We start from the raw sequence: 25,800 nt of genomic DNA on the forward strand, positions 1-25,800 counted from the left end.
CCCGAGCAGCCCAAGCCATTCGCACCCGGCAGGCGCGATTTTTTGCTTAATATGCATCCTTTGCATCGGTTCGCCAGCGCAAAAGCGACGGATGGTCACAGGGCGCTCGAATCCTGACGATGACATGCATATTTCGTGCAAGTCCCCCGAGAAAGAATGGAATACCTTTCACCGAAGGCCTATTTGTAATATCTGGCTCGCATCGAAAAGATCATTCGAAGAACTACGGGATCCGAAACCGCAATGAACGCCCCTGCCAAGACCGAAGACTTCGCCTCACCGATACCTGCCGGCGTCTACGCCGAAACCGTGCTCAGCGTCACGCACTACACGGATCACCTGTTCCGTTTCACGATGACGCGCCCGCAGGGCTTCCGCTTCCGCTCCGGCGAATTCGCGATGATCGGTCTGATGGTCGAAGGCAAGCCGATTTTCCGCGCCTATTCCATCGCCAGCCCGGCGTGGTCCGAGGAACTCGAATTCTTCTCGATCAAGGTTCCGGACGGTCCGCTAACCTCGCACCTGCAGGCTATCAAGCCGGGTGACCAGGTTCTGATGCGCAAGAAGCCAACCGGCACGCTGGTGCTCGATGCGCTGACCCCCGGCCGTCGTCTCTATATGTTCTCGACCGGCACCGGCATCGCGCCTTTCGCGAGCCTTATCCGCGATCCCGAGACCTACGAGAAGTTCGAGGAAGTTATCCTCACCCACACAACGCGCGACGTTGCCGAACTGAAGTACGGTTTCGACCTCGTGCAGGAGATCCAGCAGGACGAACTGCTCAAGGAAGTCGTCGGCGACAAGCTGCGCCACTACGCGACCGTCACCCGCGAAGATTTCGAATATCGCGGCCGTATCACCGACCTGATCTCGTCGGGCAAGCTGTTTACCGACCTCGGCGTGCCGCCGCTCGATCCGGCGATCGATCGCGGCATGATCTGCGGCTCCTCCGCTATGCTGAAGGACACCAAGGCACTCCTGGAAAACGCAGGCCTCAATGAAGGTGCCAACAGCAAGCCCGCGGAATTCGTCATCGAAAGGGCTTTCGTCGGCTAGACCGAACGAAACAGGATAGAGATCGCGGCCCCGGAAACGGGGCCGTTTTCATTGGCGACTGTGGTAATCGATGAGCGACGTCATCGCCTTGCGGGCGTCGGCCACATTGCCCTGCTGGATGGCACGGATAACGGCGACGTGCAGCGAGATAGATCGGTCCATGCGATCGTGGTTMGCCTTCGCGTACCAGAGCCGACGCGAATGCGTCTGAACGGGCGCAAGCGCCGAAATGATGAAGGCGTTGGGGCATGCTTCTTCGAGAATCTCGTCGAACGACTTGTCGGCGGCAAAGAATGCAGCCAGATCGCCGCTGACGGCGCAGTCTCCCATCCTGCGGGCGCAGTCGATAAGCCGATTTCGCTGGACGTCAGTCGCATGTTCCGCAACGAGCGCTGCCGCAATCGGTTCGAGCTCGCGGCGAACCTGCATGACATGACTGTGATCACTCGGCTTGATCTCGGCGATCTGCAGACCGACACGCGGCTTGACGACAATCAGGCGCTGCCAGGCGAGCTTCTGGATTGCCTCGCGCACCGGCGTGCGGCCGTGGCCAGAGAGATCGATAAGCTGCTTCTCGGTCACAAGCGCGCCGGGCAGCAAGGCCAGCGTCACGATCGCGTGCTCCAGCGCCAGATAGGCAAGATGGCTCTGTGAATTCTGCATCGCAGGTCCGTGTTCGCTCTGATATATCTTAGTTGGGCCAGCCATGAATGCAATGGCAAGTTGCCATGATATATCAGAGCGATGCTGGGCGCCGCGGCCAACCCCGCTATTCGTGGCGAAGCGCCTCGATCGGGTTGAGCTGTGCTGCGCGCCGCGCCGGAAAGTATCCGAAGATCATGCCGATCGCCGCCGAAAAGGCAAATGCGACAACAATCATCATAGGGCTTACGACAAAGGGCACCTTCAGCAGCGTCACGGCGCCGAAGCCAAGGCCCAGTCCCAGCAAAATGCCGGTCACCCCGCCGAAGATGGAGAGGGCGACCGCCTCCACGAGGAACTGCAGCAGAACCTGCTTCTCCAAAGCGCCGATCGCCAGTCTAATGCCAATCTCGCGCGTGCGCTCAGTGACCGAGACCAGCATGATGTTCATGATCCCAATGCCGCCGACGAGCAGACTGATTGCCGCAACCGCACCCAACAGGCTGGTCAGCAGCGTTGTCGTGCCGGTCATGGCTTCGGCAATTTGCGTCATGTCGTTGACGTTGAAATCATCCTCGCGGCCAGGGACGATCTTGCGCCGCTCGCGCAGCAGGTTTTCCGTTTCCGCCTGTACCTTCGACGTCGAAACGCCGTCACGCGCCGAGATCACCACCATCGAAACGTTTGCATTGGCTTTGCCGCCGATCCGGCGCTGATAGACCTTGACAGGTATGACGACGACATCGTCCTGGTCGTTGCCCATGCCGGACTGGCCACGTTTGGAGAGCACTCCGATGACGCCGCAAGACACCTTGCCGACCCGGATCTGCTGGCCGGTCGGGTCGGCGGCCCCGAAGAGCTGCGAGCGGACGGTCTCGCCGAGGATGCATCGAGCGCGCCCGCGCTCTTCGGCCGCCTCGAAGGTGCGGCCGACGGCCATGTCCCAGTCCTGGGCGATCAGGTAGTCGTTCGTCGTTCCCATGACGGTCGTCGAATGGCTCTGACCACCGTAGATGACAGTCGCAGTGGTCTGATTGAGCGGCGCAACCGCGCGCAGACCGCCGACCTGATCGCGGATGGCTTCGACATCGGAAACGGTGAAGCGCCGTGCCTCGGAGCTGGCGCGGCCGGGGCCGAACTGGCCCGGGCGCGCAAACAGCATGTTCGTTCCAAGGCGCGACAGCTCGGAGGTCACCTGGGCAGTCGTGCCGTTGCCGATCGTCACCAGCGCGATGACGGCCGCAACGCCGATGACGACGCCGAGAACCGTAAGGAACGAACGCAGCATGTTGCGGCTGATCGCCCGCAGCGCGAGCTTAAGCGTCTCGAAGAACATGCTCAGCCCTCCCGCTCCCGGTCCCGTCCGTTTCGAGCTTGCCGTCGACGAAACGAAGCAGACGCTGCGCATAGGCCGCAATATCAGGTTCGTGCGTCACCATGACGACCGTGATGCCCTGCTCGCGGTTTAGGCGCGTCATCAGGTCCATGATCTCGACACTGGTCTTGGTGTCGAGGTTGCCGGTCGGTTCGTCCGCAAGCAGCAGCGACGGTCGGGTGACGATCGCCCGCGCGATGGCGACGCGTTGTTGTTGGCCGCCCGAGAGTTCCTGCGTCTTGTGATGCTCGCGCCCGGACAGACCGACAAGGCCCAGCGCTTCCATGGCCAGACGGTGACGCTCGCCGGCGTGCATGCCGCGGTAGATCAGTGGCAGCTCCACATTCTCCACCGCCGAGGTCCTCGGCAGCAGATTGAACCCCTGGAAAACGAACCCGAGCATGTGACGGCGCAGCATCGTCAGCTGCGCGCGATCGAAGCCCTGGGTGGAAATGCCCTGAAAGAGGTATTCACCCGCGGTCGGCACATCGAGACAGCCGAGAATGTTCATCGCCGTCGACTTGCCGGACCCGGACGGCCCCATGATCGCGACGAACTCATGCGTGCGAATCGACAGATCGACGGCATCGAGCGCGCGTATTGCCGCTTCACCATGGCCGTAGATCTTGGACACATGCCTGAATTCGATAAGTGGCGGGCTCGTCATATCGGCCCGCCTATTTCGACTGCTCGGTCGAGTCGGTTACCAGGGCATCGTTATCCTTCAGCCCGCCGGAAACCACCTGGGTGAACTGCCCGTCCGACGAGCCGACCTGGATGATCACAGGCGCAGGCTTGCCGGCCTTCAACACCCACACACGGCGTTTGGCTCCGGTCAGAACCTCGCCGCCCTGGTTGCCGCCGCTTCGTGGCCCCATCCGCGGCGGCCGAAACAAGCCGAACAGACCACGCCCGCGCGACGATTCGACAGCAGGCGGCGCATAGCGAAGCGCCTGGTTCGGAACCATCAGGATGTCCTTGACCGCCTCGACCGTGACGTCAGCGATGGCCGTCATGCCCGGACGCAGCAGCAGCTTGGCATTGTCGACCGACAGGATCGCCTTGTAGGTCACCACGTTGTTCGTCGTCTCCGACGCGAAGCGGATCTGCTTGATCTCGGCCGGGAACGTGCGATCGGGATAGGCATCGACGGTGAACGTTGCCTTCTGGCCGACCGCGATCTGTCCGACGTCGGCCTCGTCGACATCGACCTGCAGCTCCATCTTTCTGAGATCGCCGCCGATGACGAACAAGACCGGCGCCGACAGCGAGGCGGCAACGGTTGCCCCCGGATCGACCGAGCGCGTGAGAATTACCCCGTTGATCGGCGAAACGATCTTTGCCTTTGCAAGGTTCACCTCGGCAAGCTGCAGATCGGCCTCCGCCGATAGCACGGCGGCTTCGTTTATGTCCTTGGCGGCCACGGCGGAATCAAGCTTGTAGCGTGCATCCTCCAGGCTCTGCTGGGTGGACACATTGCTCTGCACCAGATTGCGGATGCGTTCGTAGGAGCTTTGAGCGGATTCCAGATCGGCATTGGCCTTGACCACATTGGCCTTTGCTGAAACGAGCTTGGCTCGCGTGCTCTTGACGTCCGCCTCCAGCTTGTTGGTGTCCAGCACGGCCAGAACCTCGCCTGATTTGACCTCGCTGTTGTAGTCGACATTGACGTCGCGGACGGTGCCTGACAGCTCGCTGGAGATGTCAACCTGCTCGGTCGGCTGCACGGATCCCGTCGCCGTCACCAGCACGGTCAGATCGCCACGCTTGGCCGGTTGGGTGGTGTAGCTCAACTGACTGGCACCCTGTCGCGAATAGACATAGGCCGAAGCGGCGCCTGCAAGGATCAGCAGCAGCAGCACCAACGAGCGCCTGAACCAGAGCCCGTTCTTCTTTCGGCCGGACGCAGCAAGAATGGCGGCCAGATCCGCGCTTCCGGTGGTCGTCGCCTGGCTGACATTCCCAGTATCGTTCATTCGCGCCTCGATCAATTTCAGCCAATCCGGCCGTCCGTCCTCGAATAGCAACGTGAAGCGGAACGCAGCATTAGCAGCGACCGCATTGGCACGCCGACGCCCGAAAAGGAAATGAAATCTTGGTAATGAAAGTCTGGTTTTGACAGACCGCTTCGCAATCCGCTGTGGGACACGGACGTTTGGCTACGACTTCGCCGCGCTCGCACATGCCCCGGACGCCTTTGCATGTTTCGAAAACGATCACGACAAAGGCGGTCAGGCGGTGTCACGCACCGAGCGCAGCCAGGGAAACAGGTGGACGGCGCTTGGCCGCCATCAGGAGGTCCAGCTCAGTCGCCGACGGCCCAAACTTGTCAAAGAGGCGTGTCGCCTCGTCCTCTTCAAGCCGGTACTTCCGCGCGAACTCGATGAGGCTGTAGGGCCGACCGCGCAAGACCTTTCGTGTGGTGGGGTGTTCGATCACGTTGGTCATAGTAATCTCCTTTCGATGAAGGGTTAGGTAGGGCGCTACACGCATTTGTGAAGCAGGTAGCGATACCGAAGGGTTTGATTTACTTAAATTTTTTTGCGGAACATTCTCGTTTGTCGTGCATTGTGACGCGATAGCGCACGAGCACTGCCGTTTGATCCGGGCAGCTCCCCAATCGACCTGGGCTAAACGAGTTCTTCGTGGAGCATCACGAAATATTAAACCGGGGAACCCCTCTGCGCCGCCAGGGTTTAGCACCTTGAGGTCCGACGTGGCCTCACGTTCAAACCCAAGGAGACCGAAATGGCAAACCAAGGTGGAACCCACGATCAGCACGTCAAGGCCGGCAAACAGAGCCAAAAAAATGCCGGCGCCTCCGGAAGCGAGCGCAACATGTCTTCGTCCGGTTCCCGCGACCAGCAGGGCAGCAGCAAGAATGAAAAGCAGACGAAGGCTGACCAGCAAAGCGACAAGGGCAAGCACTAGCGTCGACTCGAGACGCCCATCAACAATCCCGCAAATATGCGGCCCGCGCCCCAGGCGCGGGCTTTCGTTGAGACAACCTCCGTCGCCCTTTGCAGGCACACCGCAAGAAATGTGCCTAATGCACAGAATAAGGTCGATTTTTCGGTTGACCACGATGGGGCCTCTGCATATGTTCCGCGCACTTCCAGCCGGGGCGAATTTGAGCCTTGGAACAAGGGAGAGCGTAGCTCAGCYGGTAGAGCAACTGACTTTTAATCAGTAGGTCTCGGGTTCGAACCCCGACGCTCTCACCAATAAAGACAAGCACTTAGCGACAAAATACGACCGATCTCAAGCGCTGGTMGCCACCATGGGGCTCGCGTCACTTTGGTTCTCGGACCGAGACCCAAATATTCCGGTTGGTTGCCCTAGTTTCGTACAAAGACAATCCATGCTCGATTATGGAGATAACATCGGGAATCACGGGCAACCGCCCGAGCGCAAACTTGAATGTAAAGAACCAAGGGCTTGAGTTGAGCGTTTTATAGCGTGCTAGGATTTTGATCTCTCTAGACGCCTTTCTGATGTCTTCCGCTGCGGACTCTCGTCTCAACCTCTCAGCGGACAGTGCGGCGGATTACGTTTGCCTCCGCACACGGTAGCCAACCAATTGTCAACGGTGTAATGCTCGCGAATGGCCCTCGACCCTATCAAAGCTCTGTCGGACTACGGTGAAGCAAAATGCACCGTGCAGTTCTGGGTTACCGACGCACCTGCAGTCGAATTCAATTCTCTCAAGGCTGCTGTCCGCTATGCAAAAGATAATGGCGGGCGATGGGAGGAGGTCGAAATCACGGTGCACCTCCCAAGGGAAGACATCGTTTACGCGACGGAAAAAGTGCACCGATTGATCGATGCATTGCGAGATCGCCGCCAGAAGTAGCTTCCCTCGGAACCATTCGGATGTCGGGCAGCATTACTGCCGGTACGGTCTTCCGCGATTGGGCGCCACAATCTCCTCGCACCGCAACTGATCGGAACCTGACAGGAAGCGCTTGAGGTTGCCAAACTGCATATCCTCATGCCGCGGGCACGCGCCATTCCTTTTATGGGGTTTGCACAAACCGCAAGCCGCAATACACGGGCGCTTTCTCTTGTGATGCACTACCGCCTCCGAACATCCTCGGTGCGCCCCTATGGCGCACGAACATGTGTCGGAGATGGTTTCGATGCGGCCTCATGAAGTGATTGGTAACCACGGCGATCGAGAAACCGAAACCCGCCGGCATGTGGGCGCCCGCCGGCGAGCATTTGGTGCGACCATTGCTCCCATTGCCAAGTCTCGCTACTTTTCAGGTCACCTTAGAGGGACTTCATCATGGACGTTCTCTTATCGTGGCTTCGCCTCCCATGGAACGATCTTGTGTTCTATGCAAAGGCACTAATCTCAGTGGGGGCTATTGGAACTCTCTGGGAACTTTTCAATTGGCTGAGAGAGCGTCGGAAGGAGGCCAGGGAATCGGCCGAAGCAGCAGAACAGCTGAGGATCGAGGCCTATAATGATGGCTATCGAGCCCTCAGCGATCGATACGTGGCCCTACTCACTTCCTTGGTACAACATCCAGAGCTTGGAGTCCTGCCGTGGATGGATTCAGCCGCCAAATTGTCAGCCGCAGACATCGCCCGCAGGAGCATCTACTTTGAAATGCTCATGTCTATTTTTGAAAGTGCGTGGGTCAATCGAGATCGGACTGACGAAATAGCAAAATATCAATGGCCCGGGTGGGAGCGCTTCATTATTTCGATGCTTCGGTCGCCGCACTTTAGAGAACACGTCAGCAAAGATCCGAGTTCGGAGGAGTTCGGTGGATACGATCAAAGATTCGAGGCCTATCTCGATGATCTTTTGTCCAAACATGGTGTCGCTACACCCGTCATCTCTGGCGCGGCGGGTCGAAAACGATAGCATCGCCGCCCCAAGGAGGCTACGGAAAGGTGCTCCAGTTGATCGATGCATTGAGATCGACGCCGGAAAGTGGGCTTCCCTTGTGATGGTACGGTCACTTCGGAGTTCCACCCGACCACACGGTTTTCTTCGGTCGCCTACTCTCCTTCCACTTGGAGAGATCCTCGACGTCCTCCCCTGCCCCCGAAGCGACGAGCTTGGACAGGTAGTCGCAGGTCGGCATCCAGTCCCTCTAGGCGTCAGCAAAAATGGCCCGACGTTTACCAGCGCCGAGCCTACCCGCTACCGGCTAGTAGTCAAAATAGAGGGTTACTCCCGACCTCCGTTGGTAGCCGTAGTAGTCAGGATAGCCGCCGTAGGGCCGCTGATAGCCATAGTACGTCGGATAACTGCGGTATCCGTATGGGCGAGCGTAGCAGTTGCCGTAGCAGGACCGATAGGCGTACCGACGGTTCGAGTGACCATACGCATGCCCGTTACCGTGACCCTTGTCTTTGACAAGCTCGACGTCAGCGGTGTGGACAGGTATCGCCTTCGGCACGACGATCGGTGTGGCGTTTAGCGGCAGGGCGAAAGATGCAGCCACGACCATGGCTGCGAATGGGGGAAAAAGCTTCTTCATCATTGGCGCATCCTTTCAGGCTGCGAACCTGGCTTAATTAGCATTAACCTCCGATGAACGGCTGCACGCTGCGGACTTCCAAAAAAACACCGGCCGGCGCGCTGCTGGTGTGGGCACGGGCGGTGATCGCGCCGGTCATTGCGATAAAAAGCCTGCCGCTGGCCAGGGCGATCGGCAGCAGGCGGCGCGCAAGATCGCGCCATGAAATGGTAGCGGGTGGTATGCCACCACCACCCGCCCGGCCGACGGTTCACGCGTCGAGCCGCCCCCGCGGGGGTCTGAACTATTGAAGGTCTTCCCCGAAGACCCTGACCGCGTCGCAGTCCGGCGTTTGCGTGGTCATCCCTCGTCAGGACGCCCTCGCGCAGGCATGTAACCCCAGCGTTGTCTGCATCGTCGGCGCCATCAGTGATTGCATCACCACCTCCCAAGTAATGAAGCGGATACATCCAATGTTTGAGATAAAAGTGTCCTTCCGATCGGATACGCTCCGCCATGGAAAGTCGAAACTCGCGGGGGATAGGCGATGGCTGCAGAGAGTGTGCGCAACTTGTTCGTCAACAGTGACTATTCTCTCTCCGAGCGAATGCGGCAAAAGCGCTGGGAGCTGACTCTTAGACTTTTTCCAGACCTTTCGGAAATGAAGGTCTTGGATCTCGGCGGAACGAGGGAATGGTGGCTGAGGGCCCCCGTTCGCCCTCGTCACGTCACAGTTCTCAATCTAGACGGCGGAGAACAATCCGGTTGGCTTACAAAGATCGAAGGTGATGCCTGCCATGCCGATACGCTGCTGGCCGGTCAGAGCTTTGATCTTGTATTTTCCAACAGCCTTATCGAGCATGTCGGGGGCCACAAGGCGTGGTCGATGCTCTCACAAGCAATTCGATCGCTTGCGCCAAGATACCTGGTGCAAACGCCATACCGTTACTTTCCGATCGAGCCCCACTGGTTGTTTCCCGGGATGCAATTTCTACCGCTGCAGTTCCGCTCCAAGATCGCCTCCAGCTGGCCGCTAGGCCACACCTCGGGCTGGCCGAAGAACCAGGCGCTAGAAGAGGTTATGTCGACACAATTGCTTACGGCTACGGAAATGCGAGCGTACTTCCCTGATGGAAAACTGTATTGGGAAAGGTTCCTGGGACTTCCGAAGTCGATGCTTCTCGTCCGGCAGGCACAGGCCTCCGACGTTGCCGCCGGGCCCGCCTGACTGAAAGACCGCTCCATGTCAAACTGAGCGTATGGCGGTGTGTTTACTCAGCGCCACGCAGGACGCTTCGCGGATTGTCGCCGGCGGCGGCAATCTTGGCGTCGACCTCACCAAATTGTCAGGAACACCCGACGGAGCAGATTCGGCAAGCAAACGCGTCTCACGCGGCCGGCTGTTGATTTTCCCGCGCCAAACTGTCGGTATCCTGTTCCAATTTCGCCGGAAACCTGCCAAAAGCCCGGTCGGGCGCGACTGCCGTTAACTTTAGAACGGGGTCGGGTGGCAGATTGACGTCACGCTGCTGCCACGAGATCACGTGGCCGTCCTTTTTGTCGCTCCTCGTCGAGCTGCCAACAGGCAGCGGTATCGCCCTCTTATGCTCGCGATTGCCTCCCTTTACGAAAACCGACGACGGCAATAGAGTTTCACCGGTCTGTTCACGCCTGAACGGGTGGAAACGCCGAAGACGGCCGGCCACCTTGATGCGGGCGACCGTGGAGGGTTTCTATGAGCTTTCGTCCACCACAATCGCTGAGGCAACCGTTTTCGGTTGAAAGCGGATTCAACGTCCTTGAATACGAGCTCATGGCCGAGCGCGCGAACTCCCTTGGGCGCCATGGACGCAAGGTCGAATCGGCCCTCCGCGATCTGAAGGCATGGGACGCCGGGCGCCAAGGCGACCGCGCAAGGGAGAGCCTGCTGAACGAAGCGTCGGATGCGGTCTGGGCGTTGTTCGTGCAGCGCGAAATTTGCGGATTGCGAAACAGCCGCGATGTCATCCAGCGCTACGACATACCGGAGGCGGTACTGGCGCGCCTTGGATCGACGCGCCGCTGACCGCTTCGGACATGCCGCGTATTGCCAGCCTAAACGCGAAAAGGTGATTGGCGGGATAGGGCCGGCTGAGGTAGGACTTCGCACAATATTGCCTGCCGGCGGAGAAGACCGAGTGTCGATTGCTGATATTTCCTTGCTGAGCGCTCTGATTGCCGGTGCGCTTTCGTTTCTGTCGCCCTGCGTCCTGCCCCTGGTCCCGCCCTATCTCTGCTACATGGCCGGCATTTCCGTCGAGCAGTTTCGCGGCGGCGGCGCTGTTACGGTCGCACCTGACGTGCGGCGCGGCGTTCTCTTTTCAGCGCTGTTCTTTACCCTTGGCTTTGCCACCGTATTCGTGGCGCTGGGTGCCGGTGCATCGAGCATCGGCATGGCGCTTCGTCAGCATCTCGACCTGCTGTCGAAGATCGGTGGCCTGATCATCATAATCATGGGCCTCAACTTCCTCGGCCTCTTCCGAATTGGACTGCTCGCACGCGAAGCCCGCTTCCAGGGAAGCGGCAAGCCGGCGACGCTGACGGGGGCCTATGTCATGGGGCTTGCCTTCGCCTTCGGCTGGACGCCCTGCATCGGTCCTGTTCTCGGCGCTATCCTCGGTGTTGCTGCCTCACGCGAAACGGTCGGCTCCGGTGCCGGGCTGCTTGCCGTCTATTCGCTCGGGCTTGCCATTCCGTTCTGGATCGCAGCTGGCTTCTCCGGGGCCTTCATGGGCTTCCTTGCGCGCTTCAGGAGGCATCTAGGTGCTGTCGAGAAGGTCATGGGCGTGTTCCTGATCCTGACGGGCCTTGCCTTCATGTTCGGATTTGTCAGCGATGCCGCGATCTGGTTCCAGCAGACCTTTCCAATCCTGATGAAAATCGGCTAAGCGGGTATCGCGCCCACGCCCGCCGACCATCCGCACTGGACTAGCAATTGGCCGATATCGTCAGTCTTCTGTTGCCGTTCTTCGGCCTGATCCTTATCGGCTACATGGCTGCAAAAGCCACAAAGCAGCCGGCAGAGGCGCTCGGATGGCTGAACACCTTCATCATCTACGCCGCCCTGCCCGCGCTTTTCTTCAAGCTCGTCTCGCGCACGCCGTTCGAAGATCTGACGCGGATCGATTTCATCGCAACGGATCTGGCGGCCACCTACTCGGTCTTCATTGCGCTCTTCGCGATCGCACGATGGGTCCGCGGGAACGCGCTCGCCGACTGCACGATCCAGTCGTTTGCAGGAGCCTACGGCAATATCGGCTATATGGGACCGGGTCTGGCGCTGCTGGCGCTTGGAGAGGAGGCGGCGGTCCCGGTCGCGCTCATCGTCTGCCTCGAAAACGCGCTTCACTTCATCGTGGCGCCGGCGCTGATGGCAGCCGCCGGCGATGACCGTCGCTCTCGCGGGCAACTCGTCTTCGACATCGCCCGGAAAGTGGCCTTCCACCCATTCATCCTATCGACAGCACTGGGCTTCGCGGCGGCTGCCTTCCGTATCGATCAGCCGCTCGCATTCCAGCGGCTTGTCGACTATCTCGCGCAGGCCGCCGCCCCGTGTGCGCTGTTTGCGATGGGTGTCACACTGGCGCTGCGCCCGCTGAAACGCATACCGGCCGAAATCGGCTATATCGTTCCGGCAAAGCTGATCATTCACCCGCTTGTCGTGTTTCTCGCCCTCAGGGCGATCGGCGGGTTCGAGCCGGTGTGGGTCTATGCGGCCGTCCTACTCGCCGCCCTGCCGACTGCAACCAATGTTTTCGTCATCGGCCAGCAATACGGGGTCTGGCAGGAGCGTGCCTCGGCGACGATACTGATCACCACGCTGCTCTCGGTGGCAACCGTGTCGCTCTTCCTGACAGCTATAAAATCAGGCTTTCTTCCGACGTAGGCTCTCCCTGATCGCAGCCGGAATATCGCGGAAACCGCGACCGGGCTCGATACCCTCGCGCATGACGATGCTGCGGAGCGGCGGGAACGCCGACAGGATATGCAGGCCTGCCGCGCGCAGCATTTGCACGGGAAGGAAATCGGAGAGCAGCGACCGGTTGAGGAGATCGACGCTCGCGGTGCGTGTCATGATATCGGCGCGGCGCTTGCGGTCGAACTGGTCGCCGGCATCAGCGGCAACAGGCAGTTCGGGACGCGCGCAGAGAATATCGGTCAGCGCCATCACGTCGCGCAGGCTAAGGTTCAGGCCCTGTGCGCCGATTGGCGGAAAGACGTGCGCCGCTTCACCAATCAGCGCGGCGCGGCCTTTGCCGGAGCGATGCGCCATCATGCCGGAGAGCGGCCAGATCTGAACGCCATCCTCGACGTTGACCTTGCCAAGGAGCGACTGCATGCGCTCCTCGACGACATTGCTCAACTCGGCATGCGAGAGTTCGCAGCGCGCCTCGGCATCCGACGGGTTCTGGACCCAGACGAGGCTTGAACGGTTGCCGGGCAGCGGCACCTGTGTGAAAGGGCCGCTCTCGGTATGAAATTCGGTCGATATGTTCTCGTGCGGCAGCGAATGGGAAAAATTCAGGACCATCGCCGTTTGCGGATAGGACCAGTTGCGAACGTCGATCCCGACCGTTTCCCGCAGCTTCGACCGGCGGCCGTCGGCGCCCACGGCAAAGCCGGCAGTGAGAACCTCACCGTCCGCCAGCGTGATCGAGACTGCGTCGGAGGAGAGCACTATCGCGTCAGCGAATGCGCTGAAGCGCGTGATGTTGCCCTCAGTCGCGACCGCGGCGTCCAGCACCTCAATCAGCGCCTTGTTCGGAAAATTGTAGCCGAAGGCTTGGAGGCCGACCTCGACCGAGCGGAAGGTCGTAGGGGGGGCGCGCAGCAGGCGATTCGTGCCGTCGATGATGCGCATGGTGGCGAGCGGCGCCGCCGAGGGTCGCAGCTTTTCCCAAAGTGTCAGGCGGTCAAGGAAGCGGATCGACTGGTCCATCAGCGCGGTCGTGCGCCGGTCCTCCCTTGGTGCCGGCGGCGCAACGAGTGCCACATTGCGTCCACCGCGCGCCAAAGCGATTGCGGCGATCATGCCTGCCAGGCCGCCGCCGATCACCGCTATTTCGAAAGTCTTCATTGCACCGTTCCGTCAACTGATGACGGCGAGCCGGCCTTATGCCACCGGCTTCGCCTGACGGCGCCAACTATAACTCTTGCCGGCGTCCGCGTCACGGGCAGTGGGCTGATAATAATGCGGAATGTCCGGAAGGCGCTTCTCGGCAAGGCGCTTCAGCGCAGTCTCGTTGGTGACTGAGAAGCTGTCGATGCCGACGCGCAGCATCAGCGGTACCTGGTCGATCAGGATGTCGCCGACGGCGCGCAGCTCGTTGGTATAGCCCAGCCGATCACGCAGCAGAGACGCATGGCTGAAGGCGCGGCCGTCGTTGAACGCCGGGAACGCGACCGCCACAAGTTCGAGCCTGTACAGATAGGGCTCGAGCTTGCGGACGTCATCAGCAGGCTTGATCAGAACGCCGAAGCTGACCTCGTTGCTCTCATCGGCCTTGGCGATCAACTCTTCCAGGCTGAGAAGGGGCTTCTGCCCCTCGCCTGCCTTCAGCTCTTCCGTTTCGATCACCCACGGATCGTTCTCGACGAAGCCGGTTTCTCTCCAGATCTTGGTCATGCTCTTTTCCTTATGCCGCTTGCGCTGCCGAGCCGTAGAGCGCGTCCTTGAACGGCTGCGGGCCGACGCGGCGATAGGCTTCGAGGAAGATCTCCGACGGATCCTTGCGGAGCCCCAGGTAGGTATCGACAATGGTTTCGATCGCGTCCGTCACCTTGTCCGGCTCGAATCCGCGGCCGATGATCTCGCCGATCGATGTATGTTCGTCGCCGGAGCCGCCAAGCGTGATCTGGTAAAGCTCGGCACCTTTTTTCTCGACGCCGAGCAGGCCGATATGACCAACGTGATGGTGGCCGCAGGCGTTGATACAGCCAGAGATCTTGATCTTCAGCTCACCGATCTCGGCCTGGCGTTCGGCGGCGCCGAATCGGGTCGAGATTTCCTGCGCGAGCGGGATCGAGCGCGCGTTGGCAAGTGCACAGTAGTCCAGCCCGGGACAGGCAATGATGTCCGTGATCAGGCCTGCATTGGCTTCCGCAAGGCCGATCGCCACGAGACCGCGGTAGACGGCTTCGAGGTCAGCGAGCGCCACGTGCGGCAGGATCAGGTTCTGCTCATGGCTGACGCGGATTTCGTCGAAGGCGTATTCCTGCGCGATATCTGCAATCGCGTCCATCTGGTTGTCCGAGGCATCGCCCGGAATACCGCCGATCGGCTTCAGCGAGATGGTCACCATGCCGTAGTCGGGGTTTTTGTGCGGCTGCACGTTCTGCTGAACCCAACGGGCGAAGTCCGCATCGGCCTTCTTCCAGCGGGCAAGGTTTTCCCAGCCTTCGGCGCGCTCGGGCAAAGCCGGCGGCGCGAAGTAGGCGCTGATCGCCTGAACGTCGGATTCCGGCAGCTTGAGTTCCGTGTCCTTCAGCTGCGCGAACTCGACCTCGACCTGGCGCGCCAGTTCTTCGGCGCCGGTTTCGTGCACGAGGATCTTGATGCGGGCCTTGTACTTGTTGTCGCGGCGACCATGCAGGTTGTACACGCGCATGACGGCGGTCGTGTAGGACAGCAGATCCTCTTCCGGCAGGAAGTCGCGGATCAGCTTGGCGATCATCGGCGTGCGGCCCTGGCCGCCGCCGACGTAGACGGCAAAGCCGATCTCGCCCTTGTCGTTCTTCTTGAGGTGCAGGCCGATATCGTGAACCTGGATTGCGGCGCGGTCGCGCTCGGCGCCCGTCACGGCGATCTTGAACTTGCGCGGCAGGAACGAGAATTCCGGGTGAACCGACGACCACTGGCGCAGGATTTCCGCGTAGGGACGCGGATCGGCGACTTCGTCGGCGGCAGCGCCGGCAAAATGATCGGCCGTCACGTTTCTTATGCAGTTGCCCGAGGTCTGGATCGCATGCATCTCGACGGTCGCAAGCTCGGCCAGCACGTCAGGCATGTCCGACAGTTTCGGCCAGTTGAACTGCAGGTTCTGGCGCGTCGTGAAATGGCCGTAGCCACGGTCATAGGTGCGCGCAACATGCGCGAGCATGCGCATCTGGCGCGAGCTCAACGTGCCGTAAGGGATGGCGATACGCAGCATGTAGGCATGGAGCTGCAGGTAGACGCCGTTCATCAGGCGCAGCGGCTTGAACGCATCCTCGGCGAGCTCGCCGGAGAGGCGGCGCTGAACCTGGTCGCGAAACTGCTCGACGCGCTCGGCGACAAAGGCGTGGTCAAATTCGTCGTAACGGTACATCTGCTTCCTCAGACTGCGATGAATTCGGGATCGGCCGGCTTGTAGCCCGGCGCATATTCCATGGTCGGACCCTGCGCGCGAATACGCTCGCGAAGGCGCAACGGCCAAAGAACCCCGTCGGTTTCCTGAACCTCGATGACATTGACGTCAACGACCTTGTTGTCGGCATAGGACTTCTTGCCGATTTCTTCCAGTGCGGTGACGGCTTCGGCATGGCGGGCAACGAGCGCATCCTGCAACGAGGCCACCCATTCGCCGTTGGCGTCAAGCCATACGGCAATGCCATCCGTCAGCCGGTTGGCGGTCAGAACCTTGTCTACCATATTCAGCTCCTTGCAAATTCCTCGACCCGCGCGCGTTCACGCACCAGCGGTTCGGACAGTTCGAAATTGGCGCCTGCAACCGCATCGCCGATAATGACCATAACGGGTCCGGTCAACTCGTCGCGGTGCTGCAGATCAGGGAGATCCCGCAGAATACCGTGCAGCAGCCGGCGATCTGCCCGGCTTGCGTTCTCGATCACGGCAACCGTGGTCTCCGGGGGAAGGCCTGCCTGCATCAGGCGCTCGGCAACGGAGGCCGCAACGGTACGCCCCATGTAGACAGCAATCGTGGCACCCGAAACCGCCAGGCTTGCCCAGTCCGGCAGGACATCGCCGGTCAGATCGTGACCTGTTGTAAAGACCAGCGACGAAGCGACACCGCGCAGTGTCAGCGGCAGCTCGAAATCGGCAGCCGCCGCAAAAGCGGAGGTGATACCGGGAACGACCTCGTAAGAAATGCCCGCAACACGCAAAGCCGCCATTTCTTCGCCTGCCCGGCCATAGACCAGCGGATCGCCGGATTTCAGGCGAACGACGCGCTTGCCTTGACGGCCGAGATGGACGAGCAGGTCGTTGATCTCCTCCTGAGATTTGGAATGACAGCCCTTGCGCTTGCCGACAGAGAGGCGTTCCGCATCTCGGCGGCCCATGTCGACGATTTCCTGCGGCACCAGTGCGTCGTAGACGATGACGTCTGCTTCCATCATCACGCGCTGCGCACGCAACGTCAGCAGATCAAGGGCACCCGGGCCTGCGCCAACGAGCCAGACATGGCCGCGAACATTGTCCAAGGACTGCAGCAGACCGTTGGCAACCCGTTTCGCGTGCGGCAGGTTTTCGTTTGCAACAGCGTCGGCGACCGCTCCGGAAAAGAACCGGCGCCAGAAAAGGCGGCGTGCGGCACCCTTCGGCACGAGATGCTCGACGGTCTTGCGGTAGCTGGTCGCAAGCTGCGCCAGTCGTCCGAGTGACGGCGCCAGCAGCTGATCGACCTGAGCACGGATCATCTGGGCCAGCACCGGACCGGCACCTTCCGTACCAATCGCCACGGCGACGGGGGCGCGGTTGACGAGGGCCGGCGTGAAGAAGTCGCAATAGTCGGGCTGATCGACCGCGTTTGCCGGCACGCGCTCCGCACGCGCTGCGTCCACGATCGATCGATCACGAGCGGCATCGCCAGTCGCGGCAAAGACCAGGACGGCTCCGCGCACCTGACCGGCGGCAAAGCCTGCGCGCACCGTCTCGATCCGGTTCGCGATCAGATAGGCATGATAATCCGCTTCCGGCTTCTCGGCATAGGCGACGATGCGCGCCTGGGTGTTCAACAGCAGACGCACCTTCGCAAAGGCTTCTTCGCCATTGCCGAAAACGGCCGCAACCTTGCCCTCAACGCGGAAGAAAGCAGGAAACACCGACAGCTGTTCACTTTTGGAAGGCATCATCAATCCATTTCGAAGTTGCCGGAATATGCACTGTCCGCCCAGCCAAATGAAGAAACAGAAATTCGAAAGCCCGCGCGGGCGCGTATTCTTTTACTCGGCTTGTCAGTGATTTGAGCAAAAGTCACCAGTGAGGCGTCAGGAACACACCGGCTTCTGCCGCAGCGCAATACAAAGGCTGTGACAAATCCGGTCCACGGCCGAAATCGGCATTTGCCTGCTGGTTTGCTGACGATAGAGTGGCTGACCAAGGAGATAGCCATGCCCGACAACACAATCGCCGCCCGCCTGCTCGATGTCATGGAGCACGACATCCTGCCAATAACCGAAAGCGGCGTCGCCCTCGGCAACAAGGTGTTCGGCGCTGCGATCCTGCGTAAATCCGACCTGTCTCTCGTCGTGGCCGAGACCAACAACGAGCTGGAAAATCCGCTCTGGCATGGCGAAATCCACACGCTGAAGCGTTTCTACGAACTCGGCGAAAAGCCAGCCACCAAGGATCTGATCTTTCTGTCGACGCACGAGCCGTGCACGATGTGCATGTCGGCGATCACCTGGGCCGGTTTCGACAACTTCTATTATTTCTTCAGCCACGAAGATTCGCGCGATGCCTTCGCAATCCCGCACGACCTCAAGATCCTCAAGGAGGTGTTTGGCCTAGAGGCCGGCGGCTACCGACGCCGGAACGCCTTCTGGAACAGCTTTGCCGTCGCCGATCTTGTGGAAACGGAAAATGATGGCCTGAAGGGCGAGTTGAAGACCCAGACAGCACGGATCAAGGCGCGCTACGACGCCCTCTCCGACGCCTATCAATCGTCCAAGGGCGAAAACGACATTCCGCTGAACTGAGATACCATGGAACATTCAAAAGACATTTCACGCCTGATCGAGATCATGGCGGCGCTACGCAATCCGGAAACGGGATGCCCGTGGGACATCGTCCAGACGTTCGAGACGATCAAGCCCTACACGATCGAGGAAGCCTATGAGGTTTCCGACGCGATCGAGCGCAACGACATGGACGACCTATGCGAGGAGCTCGGCGACCTGTTGCTGCAGGTCGTGTTCCACGCGCGCATGGCCGAGGAAGCGGGCGAATTTTCCTTTGGCGACGTGGTCGAGGCGATTACCGCCAAGATGATCCGCCGCCACCCGCATGTCTTCGCCCGTTCCGACGCGGATACGCCCGACGCGGTGAAGAAACAGTGGGACGAAATCAAGCAGGCGGAAAAACGCGAGCGTACCGAGCGGCGGGCCAGGCGCGGGATATCAGAGGATTTCAAGGCGGGCTTTCTCGGCTCCGTGCAGCGGAGCTTTCCTGCTCTCACCGAGGCGCTGAAGCTGCAGGAAAGGGCCGCCAAAGTAGGCTTCGACTGGTCCGCGCCCGAACCCATCCTCGACAAGATCGAGGAAGAAATCGGCGAGCTTCGCGTAGCGCTGAAAGAAGGCGACCAGACAAAGGTCAGCGACGAACTCGGCGACCTGATCTTCGCCGTCGCCAATATTGGCAGGCACGTCAACGCCGACCCGGAACAGGCTCTGCGCGGGACGAATACGAAGTTCCGACGTCGTTTCAACCACATCGAAACGACACTTCATGCGGAAGGTGAAACGTTGGAGGCCGCTACTCTCGAACGGATGGAAGCAATCTGGCAGGCAGCGAAGGCTATCGAACGGCAGCTGGGCTGACCGCTATTCCCAATCTTCGCGCGGCGTCTTCGGGCCATTGCCCAAGCGGCGCTCAAGCTCGACGGCCTCGGTCTCGGACAGGCGCAGATCGAGCGTGATCGATCCGTCCTCGTTGTCCTCGCGGCTGTCGATGATCGCGTGATCGTAGAGCCAGGGAAGCAACGCCAGCCTGTCCACAGGCAGCGTGACTGTCGCTTCGGTCAGCACGCCGGACAGCCTGCGGCTGATCTCGTCCATCAGGCCGTCGATGCCCTCGCCGCTGACGGCAGACACAGCGACGACATTCGGAGTTCCCTGCGCCTTCTGGACGATGGCCTCGTGGAATTCCGGCTCCAGGCGGTCGATCTTGTTCCAGACTTCGATGATGCGCCTTTCGCCCTCTGCCTCGTCGATGCCGAGGTCCCTGAGGATACGCAGCACGTCGGCGCTCTGCGCCTGATTGTCGACATCGGCCATGTCGCGCACGTGCAGAACAAGATCGGCCTCCAGCACCTCTTCGAGTGTCGCGCGGAAGGCGGCAACAAGGTGCGTGGGAAGGTCGGAGATGAAGCCGACCGTGTCCGAAAGAATGACCGTTCGCCCATGCGGCAGCTTCATGCGGCGCAGTGTCGGGTCGAGGGTCGCAAACAGCATGTCTTCGGCAAGCACGCCGGCGCCGGTGATACGATTGAACAGCGTCGACTTGCCGGCATTGGTATAGCCGACGAGCGCCACGATCGGATGCGGCACCTTCTTGCGCTTGGCGCGATGAAGCTGGCGGGTGCGTACCACCTGCTCAAGTTCGCGCTCGAGCTTGATGATTCGGTCCTGCAGCATGCGGCGGTCGGCTTCGATCTGGGTTTCGCCCGGACCACCCATGAAACCGCCACCGCCGCGCTGGCGTTCAAGGTGCGTCCAGCTGCGGACCAGGCGGCCCTTCTGATAATTGAGATGCGCGAGATCGACCTGCAGCGTGCCTTCCTTGGTGGAGGCCCGGCGCCCGAAGATTTCCAGAATAAGGCCGGTACGGTCGATAACTTTGGCGTTCCATTCCTTCTCGAGGTTGCGCTGCTGGACGGGCGTCAACGGGTGGTCGACGATGACGAGACCAGAGTCGTTCGCGTCGAGCGAGACTTTGATCTCCTCCAGCTTGCCGGTGCCCATCAGAGTTGCCGGGCGCGGATCATTAACTGAAACGATGACGCCATTCACCACATCGAGGTCAATCGCCTGTGCAAGGCCGATTGCCTCTTCGAGGCGGCTCTCGGGGGTCCGTGTCACGGTCGCCTGACTGTCGGACGCATTGCGCCCGCCGCGCGCCTTCTTCAGGACCGGCACGATAACGGTCGCGCGCATGTCATCCCGGTGCTTTACGGCTTCCGGGATGATCGAATCATTCTTGGTATCGCGTGTCGAAATGACGGCTTGTCCTGTTAGGAAGCGGCTTCTTCGCTCTCGAACATCTGCATCGGCTGGCCGGGCATGATCGTCGAGATTGCGTGCTTATACACGAGTTGCGAGTGGCCGTCACGGCGAAGCAAAACGCAGAAATTGTCGAAGGAGGTGACAACCCCCGTCAGCTTAACACCGTTGATAAGAAAAATTGTCAGTGAAATCTTTTGTTTGCGAACAGTATTGAGAAATAAGTCCTGCAAATTCTGAGAACGTTCCGCCATCGCGCCGATTCTTTCTTTATTGCCGGCTTGGTTTCGCCGGTGAAATAGTATTCATCCTCGCCTGCAGGCAGCCGACAACCCTCATCCCCGCTGCCCAGAAAGCCTTGGTATCAAATCGCAATCTTTTCCGCAACGTCGAAAAAGGCTTCACGAATTTTCGCAGAGACGCTGCCCGGATGTCCGTTTGCGATCGTCTGACCGTCGATAGAAACGACGGGGAAGCAGATGCTGGTCGCGGCCGTTATGAAGACTTCACGCGCACCCAACATCTCGCAAACCGAGAATTTACGTTCCGCAATCTTCAACCCCAGCTTCGCACCGACATCCACCAGCGTGCTGCGCGTGATGCCGCGCAGGATTCCATGCTCGGCCGGACGCGTGACAAGCGTTCCGTCACGATCGACGATCCAGACGTTCGTGGCGGCACCCTCCTTCACCATGCCGTCCGTATCGACGTAGATCGCTTCCTGGGCTCCCGCCTCCTTCGCCTGCTGGCGGGCCATGGCATTCGGCAGCAGGCCGACGGACTTGATATCGACGCGATCCCAGCGGTTGTCTGGAACTGTGATCGCCTTGATGCCGTTGGCGTTCTTCTTCGCGATGATCGCTGGATCGGTGCTCTTTGCAGTGATCACCAGAGCGGGGCGCGTGCCTTCTGCCGGAAACACGTGATCGCGCCGGGCAACGCCGCGGGTGACCTGCATGTAGAACAGCCCGTTGCGAACGCGGTTGCGGCGCAGCGTCTCGCGAATCACTGATGTCAAAGCGTTACGGGTCATCGGCCAGGCGATGCGCAGTTCGCCCAGAGAGCGATCCAGCCTGTTCAGGTGCCGCGTCAGATCGACGATATAGCCGTGTCTGACTTCGCAGACCTCGTACACGCCGTCTGCGAATTGATAGCCACGATCCTCGATATGTACCATGGCGTTCGAATGCTTGACGTAGCGGCCGTTTACATAGGCTATTCTGGGCATGGAAAACCTGATTGACGAAAGATCCAGAAGAATGAGGGCGGCGCGCCGGCGCCGCCCGTAATCAGACGCCGAGCGACTTCAACTTGCGGTGAAGCGCCGAGCGCTCCATGCCGACGAACTCGGCCGTGCGCGAAATGTTGCCACCGAAGCGGTTGATCTGGGCGATGAGGTAGTCCTTTTCGAACATCTCACGCGCCTCGCGGAGTGGCAGTGTCATGATGTGGTAGTCGTTCTTCGCCGATACTTTCGGCAGCATGTCACCGAGATCGGTTGGCAGCATGTCAGCGGTGATCGGCGCGTCAGGGCCATCGGAGCGGGCCAAGATCATCAGGCGCTCGATGTTGTTGCGAAGTTGGCGAATGTTGCCTGGCCAGTCATGCGCCTGCAGAACGGCCATGGCGTCGTCGCCGATACGGCGGGTGCGGATGCCCGCCTGCTCGGAAATCTGCCGCATCAGCTGATCGACCAGGAACGGGATATCTTCACGACGCTCGGCCAGCGCCGGAACGCGGACCGGCACTACCGCCAGACGATGGTAGAGATCCTCGCGGAACCAGCCTTCTGCGATCCGGCTTTCAAGATTGTAGGCGGTGGATGAGACGATGCGCACATCGACCTTCACCCGCTTCGACCCGCCGACCCGCTCGAACTGCTGGTCGACAAGTACGCGCAGGATCTTGTTCTGCGTCTCTCGCGGCATTTCGCCGACTTCGTCGAGATAGAGAATACCGCGGTGGGCTTCCTCAAGCGCGCCGATCTTGCGGGCCTGCCCCGGCGATCCCTCGGTGCCGAAGAGCGCGACCTCCATGCGATCCGGCGTGATGTTGGCCGCATTGAGGGCGACAAACGGGCCGTTCGAGCGCGTCGACTTCTTGTGGATCATCCGCGCCACCAGCTCCTTGCCGGAACCGGACGCACCGAGAATCATGATGCGGCTATTGGTGGGAGAGACCTTTTCGATGTTCTGGCGCAGCTGCGAAACCGCGACCGACGTACCGATCAGCTCAACGGGGTCACCGGCCTTTCGCTTCAGCTCGGACACTTCGCGCTTGAGCTTGGAGTTTTCAAGAGCGCGCTCGGCGATCAGGATTAGCCGATCGGCCTTGAACGGCTTCTCGATGAAATCGAAAGCGCCACGCTTGATCGCCGAAACCGCGGTCTCGATGTTGCCGTGGCCCGAAATCATCACGACGGGGATATCGGGGTGGCGCGTCTTGATCTCGTCCAGCAACGAAAGGCCATCGAGCTTGCTCCCCTGCATCCAGATATCGAGGAAGATCAGCCGCGGCGCGCGGTCGGATATCGCCGCGAGCGCGCTGTCGCTGTCGTGCGCCATGCGCGTCTCGTGCCCCTCGTCGGAGAGAATGCCGGAAACAATCTCGCGAATGTCGTGCTCGTCGTCGACGACCAGAATATCAGAGGCCATATGCGCTTTCCTTGTCACTTGCGGCCGGAACGGCGGGCGCGGTTTCCAGGCGTGGCAGATGCACGCGGATCATTGCCCCTCGTCCCAGGTCAAAATCGGCGGGCGCGTCGTGCAATTCGAGCTGTCCGCCATGTTCTTCAATAATCTTCTTGACGATGGCCAGGCCGAGACCGGTCCCCTTCTCGCGCATCGTCATATAGGGTTCCAGGATGCTGTGGCGGTTCTCCACCGGCAGCCCGCGACCGTTGTCGATCACGTCGACGGTAAATCGATCGCGCGCCGGATCGAGTGACGCACGTACGAGAACCTTGCGCTCATCGCGCTCGTTGCTGGGCACGGCCTCGATTGACTCCACGGCGTTCTTTATCAGGTTTCCGAATGCCTGACCGAGCATACGACTGTCAAATTGGCCCTCCAGCGGCCCATTTCCCAGTTCCTGCTGGAAGGTGACGTGGCTGTTGCCCATCTCGCGCAGGAAGACCGCATCGTGCAGGATCTTGCGCAGATCGCTCGGCTCCTTGGTCGGCTTCGGCATGCGGGCGAAGGAGGAAAATTCGTCGACCATCCGGCCGATGTCTCCCACCTGTCGAACGATGGTTTCAGTGCACTGATCGAACACACCCCGATCCGCCGGATCTATCTGCTTGCCAAAACGGCGCTGAATGCGCTCGGCCGAGAGCTGGATCGGCGTCAACGGGTTCTTKATCTCGTGGGCAATACGCCGCGCCACGTCACCCCAGGCGGTCGAGCGCTGAGCAATCACGAGATCGGTGATGTCGTCGAGCGTGATCACGTAGGATTCGCTCAGGTCACGCACTTCCTCGCGCGTCACCTGCACGCTCAGCGTCCTCACCGTTCCGGCGCGAACCAGGGCGATCTGCTTGCGGAAGTCGCCGCGATAGCGCGCAGCCGCCTCGGTCAGAACCTGATCGACTTCGGGAGCGATCTCAGAGAGGTTCTTGCCCAGCATCTCGGAGGCCGGCAGGGCCATCAGCGTTTCGGCCGAGCTGTTGACGATCGTCACGCGGCGGTCGTGCTCGACGCCGATGACGGCCGCGGTCACCCCTGACAGCACCGCCTCGATGAAGCGGCGGCGATCGTCCACCTCGTCCTTGGCTTCCAGAATTTCGTCGCGCTGCGTGCGAATCTCCGAGATCATCTTGTTGAAAGTGCGCGACAGGTTGGCAACGTCGCCATCCACCACATGCACAGGCACAACGACATCCATGTTGCCGGAGGCCACGCTGTCGGCGGCCGTTATCAGCAGCCTGATCGGCCGCACGATACGGTCCGCAACGGCAATCGCCGTCCAGATCGCGGCAAGCAGCACGATCAGGGCAAAGCCGATATAGAGAACGGCGAAAGCGATTTGCAGAGAGAAGCGGCCGGCTTCCATCGATTTATATTCGTTGGCATTCTCCTCCATCATCCGCATCGCGGTCATGACCTTGGGGTCAACCGCGCGAACCGTATAGAGAAATGCTCCGTCGACCGCTTCCAGCTTGATGATGGCGCCGACGAGGTTGGTCACTCCAGGCGGGATCAGGGTCGGTTGCCCGGCAGACGCCTTGTTGAGCGCATCCGTCGGGATCGCGGGCAACGGCTTTTCCGTCTTGATGTCCGCCTGCGTGATGACCGAACCGTCCGACTGGACCAGAAATGCGCCGAGAAGCCCGCGGCCTCGCGCCTGACGTGTCATCAGGTCCGCAAATCCGGTGCGGTCAAGGGTGAACAGTTGACGATTGCGCTCCAGGTCGTTCGCCATGGAAACGGTCTGCCCCTGAAGGTAGCTCGCGTTCTCCATCATGTATGCCTGCCCGATGTTGCGGGAGGAACTGACGATCGATTGCGTTCGCAAGGCGAACCAACGGTCAAGGCCGGCATTCAGCGTGATGCTGGCGAAGATGGCGACGAGGATGGCCGGCGTTATCGCCACGATCGAAAACAGCAGGACGATACGGATATGCAGCCGCGCCGCCGCCCGGCCGCGCTTGCGCGCCTTGACGAGACGCAAGACCTCGCGCCCGATCAGGGCCATCAATCCCAGCACGAAGAAGGAATTCACGACCACGGAGGTGATGACGACAGGCGATGTCGGAGCGATGGGGGTCAGTCCGAGAAGCACAAAAAGCGTCACCGTGGCACAGAGAAGTGCACCACCTGCAAGGATCAACCCGGGCAGAGCAAACAGCGCGCGGCGATCGGTTACGGCCGTGACCGCATCGCCTTCCGCCGCTGACGGCACCGCATTCTGCTTCATTCGCTTAAATCTCCTCGCGGCGGATCATAGCATCCGCAGCAACCATGGATCGGAGCCGGAAACCGCAACACTGCCCGCCCGAGAACGTCGAGCGAGGACCGGATGGGTCTAGAACAGCTGCGAAAACACAAACCCCTT

At 60.5% G+C, this 25,800-nt stretch carries 26 protein-coding genes and 1 tRNA gene; 11 read left to right on the plus strand and 16 right to left on the minus strand.

Translation table 11 applies throughout. From position 1 onward, the window contains the following. Positions 1–243: 243 nt before the first annotated feature. Positions 244–1,056, plus strand: a complete 813-nt coding sequence (locus AC1DMK_RS00605) for a ferredoxin--NADP reductase (protein WP_477856569.1) — start codon at positions 244–246, stop codon at positions 1,054–1,056. 48 nt (positions 1,057–1,104) lie between these two features. Here the strand turns inward: AC1DMK_RS00605 and AC1DMK_RS00610 are convergent, their stop codons facing one another. From AC1DMK_RS00610 to AC1DMK_RS00630, 5 genes are all read right to left on the minus strand, one after another. Then, a complete protein-coding gene (locus tag AC1DMK_RS00610) occupies positions 1,105–1,719 on the minus strand; it encodes a GntR family transcriptional regulator (RefSeq protein WP_477856571.1) in 615 nt (204 codons plus the stop codon). Between the two features lie 106 nt (positions 1,720–1,825). Beyond that, positions 1,826–3,034 (minus strand): ABC transporter permease, encoded by a 1,209-nt coding sequence (locus tag AC1DMK_RS00615; RefSeq protein WP_477856572.1) that lies wholly within the window; start codon positions 3,032–3,034, stop codon positions 1,826–1,828. After that, positions 3,015–3,740: an ABC transporter ATP-binding protein gene (locus AC1DMK_RS00620; protein WP_477856574.1), complete on the minus strand. Its 726-nt coding sequence runs from the start codon at positions 3,738–3,740 to the stop codon at positions 3,015–3,017. Before AC1DMK_RS00620 ends, AC1DMK_RS00615 begins: the two co-directional genes overlap by 20 nt. Before the next feature lie 10 nt (positions 3,741–3,750). Beyond that, positions 3,751–5,049 carry an efflux RND transporter periplasmic adaptor subunit gene (locus tag AC1DMK_RS00625; RefSeq protein ID WP_477856575.1) on the minus strand — a complete coding sequence of 433 codons (1,299 nt, stop codon included), beginning with the start codon at positions 5,047–5,049 and terminating at the stop codon, positions 3,751–3,753. Positions 5,050–5,314: 265 nt separating this feature from the next. Continuing rightward, positions 5,315–5,521, minus strand: a complete 207-nt coding sequence (locus AC1DMK_RS00630) for a hypothetical protein (RefSeq protein WP_037061607.1) — start codon at positions 5,519–5,521, stop codon at positions 5,315–5,317. Positions 5,522–5,821: 300 nt separating this feature from the next. Here AC1DMK_RS00630 and AC1DMK_RS00635 point away from each other — a divergent pair, with 300 nt between their 5' ends. The 4 genes from AC1DMK_RS00635 to AC1DMK_RS00650 all read left to right on the plus strand — a co-directional run bounded on the left by AC1DMK_RS00635 (position 5,822) and on the right by AC1DMK_RS00650 (position 7,949). Continuing rightward, the gene (locus AC1DMK_RS00635) at positions 5,822–6,004 is read left to right on the plus strand and encodes a hypothetical protein (protein ID WP_037061606.1); all 183 of its coding nucleotides are present in this window, start codon (positions 5,822–5,824) and stop codon (positions 6,002–6,004) included. A gap of 217 nt (positions 6,005–6,221) precedes the next feature. Next, a tRNA-Lys gene (locus tag AC1DMK_RS00640) sits at positions 6,222–6,297 on the plus strand. Between the two features lie 380 nt (positions 6,298–6,677). Next, positions 6,678–6,926, plus strand: coding sequence for a hypothetical protein (locus AC1DMK_RS00645; protein WP_477856577.1), 249 nt, complete (start codon positions 6,678–6,680; stop codon positions 6,924–6,926). Positions 6,927–7,361: 435 nt separating this feature from the next. Beyond that, positions 7,362–7,949 carry a hypothetical protein gene (locus tag AC1DMK_RS00650; RefSeq protein WP_477856579.1) on the plus strand — a complete coding sequence of 196 codons (588 nt, stop codon included), beginning with the start codon at positions 7,362–7,364 and terminating at the stop codon, positions 7,947–7,949. A 289-nt stretch (positions 7,950–8,238) separates the two neighbouring features. On the opposite strand, the gene AC1DMK_RS00655 is transcribed toward AC1DMK_RS00650, so the two are convergent. Beyond that, positions 8,239–8,574 (minus strand): hypothetical protein, encoded by a 336-nt coding sequence (locus AC1DMK_RS00655; RefSeq protein WP_477856581.1) that lies wholly within the window; start codon positions 8,572–8,574, stop codon positions 8,239–8,241. Positions 8,575–9,112: 538 nt separating this feature from the next. Here AC1DMK_RS00655 and AC1DMK_RS00660 point away from each other — a divergent pair. The 4 genes from AC1DMK_RS00660 (at position 9,113) to AC1DMK_RS00675 (ending at position 12,475) form a co-directional block, all read left to right on the plus strand. Continuing rightward, positions 9,113–9,778, plus strand: coding sequence for a class I SAM-dependent methyltransferase (locus AC1DMK_RS00660; RefSeq protein WP_477856582.1), 666 nt, complete (start codon positions 9,113–9,115; stop codon positions 9,776–9,778). A 507-nt stretch (positions 9,779–10,285) separates the two neighbouring features. Next, entirely contained in the window at positions 10,286–10,615 is a 330-nt protein-coding gene (locus AC1DMK_RS00665; RefSeq protein WP_477856584.1) for a DUF6665 family protein, read from the plus strand. Positions 10,616–10,727: 112 nt separating this feature from the next. Further along, a complete protein-coding gene (locus AC1DMK_RS00670) occupies positions 10,728–11,477 on the plus strand; it encodes a cytochrome c biogenesis CcdA family protein (protein WP_037061577.1) in 750 nt (249 codons plus the stop codon). 47 nt (positions 11,478–11,524) lie between these two features. Continuing rightward, on the plus strand, positions 11,525–12,475 hold the full coding sequence (locus tag AC1DMK_RS00675) for an AEC family transporter (RefSeq protein WP_037061576.1): 951 nt from the start codon (positions 11,525–11,527) through the stop codon (positions 12,473–12,475). Here the strand turns inward: AC1DMK_RS00675 and AC1DMK_RS00680 are convergent. Genes AC1DMK_RS00680 through cysG form a run of 5 tightly spaced genes read right to left on the minus strand, consistent with a single transcriptional unit; the run spans position 12,455 to position 17,658 of the window. Continuing rightward, a complete protein-coding gene (locus AC1DMK_RS00680) occupies positions 12,455–13,666 on the minus strand; it encodes a UbiH/UbiF family hydroxylase (RefSeq protein WP_477856586.1) in 1,212 nt (403 codons plus the stop codon). The two genes, AC1DMK_RS00675 and AC1DMK_RS00680, sit on opposite strands and share 21 nt — an antisense overlap. 36 nt (positions 13,667–13,702) lie before the next feature. After that, entirely contained in the window at positions 13,703–14,215 is a 513-nt protein-coding gene (locus AC1DMK_RS00685; protein WP_037061574.1) for a DUF934 domain-containing protein, read from the minus strand. A 10-nt stretch (positions 14,216–14,225) separates the two neighbouring features. Next, positions 14,226–15,896, minus strand: coding sequence for a nitrite/sulfite reductase (locus AC1DMK_RS00690; RefSeq protein WP_477856588.1), 1,671 nt, complete (start codon positions 15,894–15,896; stop codon positions 14,226–14,228). Between the two features lie 8 nt (positions 15,897–15,904). After that, positions 15,905–16,219: a DUF2849 domain-containing protein gene (locus AC1DMK_RS00695; RefSeq protein WP_037061570.1), complete on the minus strand. Its 315-nt coding sequence runs from the start codon at positions 16,217–16,219 to the stop codon at positions 15,905–15,907. A gap of 2 nt (positions 16,220–16,221) precedes the next feature. After that, positions 16,222–17,658 (minus strand): siroheme synthase CysG, encoded by a 1,437-nt coding sequence (gene cysG, locus AC1DMK_RS00700; RefSeq protein ID WP_477856590.1) that lies wholly within the window; start codon positions 17,656–17,658, stop codon positions 16,222–16,224. A gap of 261 nt (positions 17,659–17,919) precedes the next feature. Here cysG and AC1DMK_RS00705 point away from each other — a divergent pair, with 261 nt between their 5' ends. Together AC1DMK_RS00705 and mazG are read left to right on the plus strand one after the other, a co-directional pair. After that, positions 17,920–18,507: a nucleoside deaminase gene (locus AC1DMK_RS00705; protein ID WP_037061569.1), complete on the plus strand. Its 588-nt coding sequence runs from the start codon at positions 17,920–17,922 to the stop codon at positions 18,505–18,507. Positions 18,508–18,513: 6 nt separating this feature from the next. Further along, a complete protein-coding gene (gene mazG, locus AC1DMK_RS00710) occupies positions 18,514–19,347 on the plus strand; it encodes a nucleoside triphosphate pyrophosphohydrolase (RefSeq protein WP_477856593.1) in 834 nt (277 codons plus the stop codon). Between the two features lie 3 nt (positions 19,348–19,350). On the opposite strand, the gene hflX is transcribed toward mazG, so the two are convergent. From hflX to AC1DMK_RS00735, 5 genes are all read right to left on the minus strand, one after another. Beyond that, a complete protein-coding gene (gene hflX / locus AC1DMK_RS00715; RefSeq protein ID WP_477856595.1) occupies positions 19,351–20,682 on the minus strand; it encodes a GTPase HflX in 1,332 nt (443 codons plus the stop codon). A 77-nt stretch (positions 20,683–20,759) separates the two neighbouring features. Next, a complete protein-coding gene (gene hfq, locus AC1DMK_RS00720) occupies positions 20,760–21,002 on the minus strand; it encodes an RNA chaperone Hfq (RefSeq protein WP_003539403.1) in 243 nt (80 codons plus the stop codon). Between the two features lie 110 nt (positions 21,003–21,112). After that, positions 21,113–21,976, minus strand: coding sequence for a D-amino-acid transaminase (locus AC1DMK_RS00725; protein ID WP_037061557.1), 864 nt, complete (start codon positions 21,974–21,976; stop codon positions 21,113–21,115). Between the two features lie 61 nt (positions 21,977–22,037). Then, positions 22,038–23,402, minus strand: coding sequence for a nitrogen assimilation response regulator NtrX (ntrX, locus tag AC1DMK_RS00730; RefSeq protein WP_037061554.1), 1,365 nt, complete (start codon positions 23,400–23,402; stop codon positions 22,038–22,040). Continuing rightward, positions 23,392–25,662, minus strand: coding sequence for a HAMP domain-containing histidine kinase (locus tag AC1DMK_RS00735; protein ID WP_037061548.1), 2,271 nt, complete (start codon positions 25,660–25,662; stop codon positions 23,392–23,394). The genes ntrX and AC1DMK_RS00735 overlap by 11 nt, the downstream gene beginning before the upstream one ends. Positions 25,663–25,800: the final 138 nt, after the last annotated feature.

Source organism: Rhizobium sp. 05L419 (assembly GCF_056397845.1).

Coding starts and splice junctions, on each gene's coding strand:
- AC1DMK_RS00605 (WP_477856569.1), top strand. CDS start 244: ATGAACGCCCCTGCCAAGACCGAAGACTTCGCCTCACCGATACCTGCC.
- AC1DMK_RS00615 (WP_477856572.1), bottom strand. CDS start 3,034: ATGTTCTTCGAGACGCTTAAGCTCGCGCTGCGGGCGATCAGCCGCAAC.
- AC1DMK_RS00620 (WP_477856574.1), bottom strand. CDS start 3,740: ATGACGAGCCCGCCACTTATCGAATTCAGGCATGTGTCCAAGATCTAC.
- AC1DMK_RS00625 (WP_477856575.1), bottom strand. CDS start 5,049: ATGAACGATACTGGGAATGTCAGCCAGGCGACGACCACCGGAAGCGCG.
- AC1DMK_RS00630 (WP_037061607.1), bottom strand. CDS start 5,521: ATGACCAACGTGATCGAACACCCCACCACACGAAAGGTCTTGCGCGGT.
- AC1DMK_RS00635 (WP_037061606.1), top strand. CDS start 5,822: ATGGCAAACCAAGGTGGAACCCACGATCAGCACGTCAAGGCCGGCAAA.
- AC1DMK_RS00645 (WP_477856577.1), top strand. CDS start 6,678: ATGGCCCTCGACCCTATCAAAGCTCTGTCGGACTACGGTGAAGCAAAA.
- AC1DMK_RS00650 (WP_477856579.1), top strand. CDS start 7,362: ATGGACGTTCTCTTATCGTGGCTTCGCCTCCCATGGAACGATCTTGTG.
- AC1DMK_RS00655 (WP_477856581.1), bottom strand. CDS start 8,574: ATGATGAAGAAGCTTTTTCCCCCATTCGCAGCCATGGTCGTGGCTGCA.
- AC1DMK_RS00665 (WP_477856584.1), top strand. CDS start 10,286: ATGAGCTTTCGTCCACCACAATCGCTGAGGCAACCGTTTTCGGTTGAA.
- AC1DMK_RS00680 (WP_477856586.1), bottom strand. CDS start 13,666: ATGAAGACTTTCGAAATAGCGGTGATCGGCGGCGGCCTGGCAGGCATG.
- AC1DMK_RS00685 (WP_037061574.1), bottom strand. CDS start 14,215: ATGACCAAGATCTGGAGAGAAACCGGCTTCGTCGAGAACGATCCGTGG.
- AC1DMK_RS00690 (WP_477856588.1), bottom strand. CDS start 15,896: ATGTACCGTTACGACGAATTTGACCACGCCTTTGTCGCCGAGCGCGTC.
- AC1DMK_RS00695 (WP_037061570.1), bottom strand. CDS start 16,219: ATGGTAGACAAGGTTCTGACCGCCAACCGGCTGACGGATGGCATTGCC.
- cysG (WP_477856590.1), bottom strand. CDS start 17,658: ATGCCTTCCAAAAGTGAACAGCTGTCGGTGTTTCCTGCTTTCTTCCGC.
- AC1DMK_RS00705 (WP_037061569.1), top strand. CDS start 17,920: ATGCCCGACAACACAATCGCCGCCCGCCTGCTCGATGTCATGGAGCAC.
- mazG (WP_477856593.1), top strand. CDS start 18,514: ATGGAACATTCAAAAGACATTTCACGCCTGATCGAGATCATGGCGGCG.
- hflX (WP_477856595.1), bottom strand. CDS start 20,682: ATGCGCGCGACCGTTATCGTGCCGGTCCTGAAGAAGGCGCGCGGCGGG.
- hfq (WP_003539403.1), bottom strand. CDS start 21,002: ATGGCGGAACGTTCTCAGAATTTGCAGGACTTATTTCTCAATACTGTT.
- AC1DMK_RS00725 (WP_037061557.1), bottom strand. CDS start 21,976: ATGCCCAGAATAGCCTATGTAAACGGCCGCTACGTCAAGCATTCGAAC.
- ntrX (WP_037061554.1), bottom strand. CDS start 23,402: ATGGCCTCTGATATTCTGGTCGTCGACGACGAGCACGACATTCGCGAG.